Source organism: Acidovorax sp. HMWF018 (genome assembly GCF_003061035.1).
Classification (GTDB): Bacteria; Pseudomonadota; Gammaproteobacteria; order Burkholderiales; family Burkholderiaceae_C; genus Acidovorax; species Acidovorax delafieldii.
This window is the reverse complement of sequence record NZ_QAIM01000219.1, coordinates 1-4,330: the sequence shown is the minus strand read 5'-3', so window position 1 is coordinate 4,330 and position 4,330 is coordinate 1. Positions and strand designations below refer to the sequence as shown.

Sequence of the window (4,330 nt, the reverse complement as noted above, 5' to 3'; positions counted from 1 at the left end):
GACAGCACCACCGTGCACAGCATCACCGCCACGCCCAGGCCGAGCGAGCGCCACAGCGCCGCGCCAATGTCCACCACGCCCAGCCCTTCGGCCAGCTTGGAGAACCAGTGCAGCGACACACCGCGCATGGGGAAAGTGAGCCCACCCTCGGGGCCCTGGAAGCTCAGGATGAAGATGACGAACATGGGCCCGTACATGAACAGCACGAACAGCGCAAAAAAGATGGCCAGGGGCCAGAAGCTGGCGGGACGAGATTCTCGGACTTTCATCTCACAGCTCCTTGCGAATGTCGACGAGGCGCGTGAGGCCCCAGATGATCATCAGCACCACGGCCAGCAGGATCACGGCATTGGCCGCCGCCAGCGGGAACTGCAGGTAAGACGTCTGCACCTGGATGATCTTGCCAATCGATGCGATCTGCTGCCCGCCCATCACGCCGATGGTCACGAAGTCGCCCATGACGATGGTGATCACAAAGATCGAGCCGATGATGATGCCGGTGCGCGAGAGCGGCACGATCACGTTCCACAGCGTCTGCCAGCCACTCGCGCCACTGTCGCTGGCCGCCTCGATGAGGCTGTGGTCGATGCGCATCATGCTGTTGAAGATGGGCACGATCATGAACATGGTGTACAGGTGCACGAAGGCCAGCACCACCGAGAAGTCCGAGAACAGCAGCCACTCCAAAGGCGTCTCGATCAGGTTCATGCCCATCAGCGTCTGGTTGACCAGCCCATTGCGTCCCAGCAGCGGCACCCACGAGATCATGCGGATCACGTTCGACGTCCAGAACGGAATGGTGCACAGCACGAACAGCAGGGTCTGCATGCCCGAAGAGCGCACATGGAAGGCCAAAAAATAGGCCACGGTGAAGCCGATCACCAGCGTAATCAGCCACACCAGAAAACTGAACTTGAGTGTGGAGTAATACGTCTTGAGCGTGACACACAGGCCGTCTGACGCATCGCCACAGCCCGCGAAGATCGACACGTAGTTCTTGAACGTGAAGCCGGGCAACAGCTCGTACTCGTTGAAGTCCCAGAAGCTGACCATCACGATCAGCGCCAGCGGAATCAGAAAAAACAGCGCGAACACCAGCGTGAACGGCGCAGCCTGCCACCAGGCGGCAATGCTACGACCGGGGACGGCTGCAGCGGGTAAGGACGGGGTGGTCGTGCTCATGGTGTTTGCAATCAATGAATCCAAAGGTCTACCGTTCGGCGCTTGCTCTTGAGACTGTCGCTGCCCAAGGCCAGTGCCCCCGTGCAAGGGCCGCCCCGCCGCACCGGGGGCGTCCCCCTCCCGACCCGCGCAGCGGGTCGAGAGAGGGGTGAAGGCGCGCAGCGCCTCAGGGGGTGCACTCCTTACGCCGCGACGAACTCATTCCACTTCTGCACCATGTAGTTGTTCTCGTCCATCAGCGCGTTCCAGCAGGCAATGCCACCCATGCGCGACTCGTAGCTGCCGCCGTCGCGCACTGCACCGGCCTTGGCCAGCACGTCGCCATTGGGGCTCTTGATGTCCTGCGTGGCGGGCTTGCCTTCCATCCAGTAGGCCCACTCGTAGGCTTCCATCTTGGACTTGGCGGTCTCCAGCACGGCGCTGTAGTAGCCCTGGCGGTTCAGGTAAGCACCAGCCCAGCCGTCGAGGAACCAGTTGATGAACTCGTAGGCGCCATCGAGCTTGCGGCCGCTCAGCGTGGCGGGCAGGCCAAAGCCTGCGGCCCAGGCGCGGTAGCCTTCCTTCAGGGGCTGGAAGTTGCAGGCGATGCCCTTGGTGCGCACGGCCGTCACAGCCGGGCTCCACATCGACTGGATCACCACCTCGCCTGATGCCATCAGGTTCACCGACTCGTTGAAGTCCTTCCACAGCGCGCGGAACTGGCCCTGCTTCTTGGCCTCGATCAGGGTCTTGATCGTGAGATCAATCTCCTTCTTGGTCATGTTGCCCTTGTCGGGGTACTTGTAGAGGCCCATGGCCTCGACCACCATGGCGGCGTCCATGATGCCGATGGAGGGGATGTTCAAAATCGCGGTCTTGCCCTTGAACTCGGGGTTGAGCAGCTCGGCCCACGAGTTGATCGGGCGCTTGATCAGGTCGGGGCGGATGCCCAGCGTGTCGGCGTTGTACACGGTGGGGATCAGGCTCATGAACTGCGTGGGCGCGGTCGCGAACTTCTTGGACTTTTCACCTTCCAGGTAGATCACCTTCTTGGGTGCGGTGCCCTGGTCGCCCACGGCTTTGCCAGCCACCTGGCCGGTAGTGAACAGCGTGGTGATCTTGTCGGCGTTCTTGATGCGCTTGGTGTCGATGCCCTTGAGGTTGCCGGTGGGGACGATCTTTTTCAGCGAGAAGTACTCGGTGTCGATCAGGTCAAAGCTGTTGGGCGCGGTGACGGCGCGCTTGGTCACGTCGTCGGTGGTCACGGCCACGTACTGGATCTCGATGCCGGTGTCGGCCTTGAACTTCTCGGCAATCGCCTTGTCCTGGTTCACCGCCGTGCCCAGGTAGCGCAGCACGATCTTCTCTTGCGAATGCACGGCCGGGAACATGCCAGCGGCCAGGATGCCCGCCGTGCCCTTGAGCAGCGAGCGGCGAGCCACACCAGTGGCATCACGGACAACGCCAGTGGCATCGGAGACAACAACGGGGGAATCAGCACGGGAAGCATCGGACATGGGAAAACTCCTTGGGTTGCGAAAGGGGACGGGTGAAAAAAGAGGGGACGTGGCGGCGCGGTCAGGCGGCGACGGCCACTGCGGGAGCGGGCACCGCCAGTGATGCGACAGCAGGCTGGGAGAGCGGGTGTGCCTGGTCGGGCGTCCAGTGCAGTTGCACGCCCTGCCCCACCTGGTAGGGCTGCGCAGCAAAGGCGGCCTCGGACACCATCACCGAATACGCCGCCGTGGCGTTGGCCGACAGAACTGCGCCGTGCTTTTGCAGGCCCACCAGCACATAGGTGCCTTGGTATTCCACATCGGTCACCACGGCCTGCATGCGCTGGGCACCCCAGGGCAACTCGGCACTGGCGGGGGCAATCTGCAGGTGGTCGGTGCGCACGCCCACCTTGCCTTCGGGTGTGTCGATCACGTTATGCCCGCCCATGAAGCGCGCCACGAATTCGCTGGCGGGCCGGTTGTAAACCTCGTGCGGGCTGCCCACCTGCTCGATCACGCCGTGGTTCATCACCACCATGGTGTCGGCCAGGGCCATGGCCTCTTCCTGGCTGTGGGTCACATGGATGAAGGTCAGGCCCAGCTCCTTTTGCCAGCGGCGCAGCTCGGCGCGCATCTGGATGCGCAGGAAGGGGTCGAGCGCGGACAGCGGCTCGTCGAGCAGCAGCACACGCGGCTGGGTGATGAGCGCACGCGCCAGCGCCACACGCTGCTGCTGCCCGCCGGAGAGTTCTGCGGGCTTGCGCTCGGCCAGGTGCCCCAGGGCCACGCGCTCCAGCAGGTCGCGCGCCTTGGCCTGGCGCTCCGCCTTGGCCACGCCTTTCATCTTGAGGCTGAAGGCCACGTTATCGAGCGCCGAGAGGTGCGGAAACAGCGCAAAGCTCTGGAACATCATGGCCGTGCCGCGTGCGGCGGCGGGCAGGTCGGTGATGTTGCGGTTCTCCAGCAGGATGTCGCCACTCGTCACCGATTCGTGCCCGGCAATCATGCGCAACGTGGTGCTCTTGCCGCAGCCCGAAGGCCCCAGCAGGCAGCAGTAGCTGCCGCTGGCAATGCGCAGGTTGATCGCATCCACGGCGGGCTTGCCTTGGGCGTAGCGTTTGGTCAGCGCCACGATTTCAATGGCGGCGGAGGTGGGCGCAGGGTGGGTGCTTTGCATGGCGTATGCCCTACGCAAGGCCCATGCCAACTTTGTACACAATGTTTTATGAACTTTGCATACAAAATGCACCAACACGGCGCACATTGCCGCCCCATACCGGTCCACGCCCGCGCTGCCCCTGGTCCAACCTCGGGCAAACCATGCACCGAAACAGCGCTGAGCCGTGCGGGTGCGTGGCTATACTGGCTTCGCCTTTGAAACAATTTATTACGCCGGCACGTCCTTCCCCCCCCTCTTGCCTGCCGCATGACGAACCTCGACCCGCGCTCCATGATCGCCCTGGCGGGCTTCATGTCTGCCGTCATGGCCCTGGTGCTGCTGTTCATGCGGCGGCACTACCCGCCCAGCATCCGGGGCGTGGGCGGATGGGCGGCGGCGCCACTGCTGTGGCTGCTGTCCACCGTGCTGTTTGGCGCGCGTGGCGCCATCCCCGACTGGCTGGGCCTGGTGCTGGCCAACCAGCTGCTGGTGCTGGGCTCGGTCACTTATTACA

The 4,330-nt window shown here is 63.5% G+C and carries 3 protein-coding genes and 2 pseudogenes; 1 reads left to right on the top strand and 4 read right to left on the bottom strand.

Annotation, left to right across the window (positions count from 1 at the left end; all coding sequences use genetic code 11):
* The 4 genes and pseudogenes from DBR23_RS30375 to DBR23_RS07815 form a co-directional block, all read right to left on the bottom strand.
* A pseudogene (locus DBR23_RS30375) lies at positions 1-269 on the bottom strand (ABC transporter permease); the annotation flags it as partial.
* A 1-nt stretch (position 270) separates the two neighbouring features.
* The gene (locus DBR23_RS07825) at positions 271-1,182 is read right to left on the bottom strand and encodes an ABC transporter permease (protein ID WP_108497853.1); all 912 of its coding nucleotides are present in this window, start codon (positions 1,180-1,182) and stop codon (positions 271-273) included.
* A 182-nt stretch (positions 1,183-1,364) separates the two neighbouring features.
* Positions 1,365-2,678 carry a PotD/PotF family extracellular solute-binding protein gene (locus DBR23_RS07820; protein ID WP_108497852.1) on the bottom strand — a complete coding sequence of 438 codons (1,314 nt, stop codon included), beginning with the start codon at positions 2,676-2,678 and terminating at the stop codon, positions 1,365-1,367.
* Positions 2,679-2,739: 61 nt separating this feature from the next.
* Complete coding sequence (locus DBR23_RS07815; protein WP_108497851.1) at positions 2,740-3,834, bottom strand: ABC transporter ATP-binding protein; 1,095 nt, start codon at positions 3,832-3,834, stop codon at positions 2,740-2,742.
* Positions 3,835-4,083: 249 nt separating this feature from the next.
* Between DBR23_RS07815 and DBR23_RS07810 the strand changes: the two are divergent.
* Positions 4,084-4,330 (top strand): annotated as a pseudogene (locus tag DBR23_RS07810) (GGDEF domain-containing protein); the annotation flags it as partial.

Bases quoted from the DNA above. Each gene is read 5' to 3' on its own strand.
- DBR23_RS07825 (WP_108497853.1), bottom strand. From the start codon at position 1,182: ATGAGCACGACCACCCCGTCCTTACCCGCTGCAGCCGTCCCCGGTCGT.
- DBR23_RS07820 (WP_108497852.1), bottom strand. From the start codon at position 2,678: ATGTCCGATGCTTCCCGTGCTGATTCCCCCGTTGTTGTCTCCGATGCC.
- DBR23_RS07815 (WP_108497851.1), bottom strand. From the start codon at position 3,834: ATGCAAAGCACCCACCCTGCGCCCACCTCCGCCGCCATTGAAATCGTG.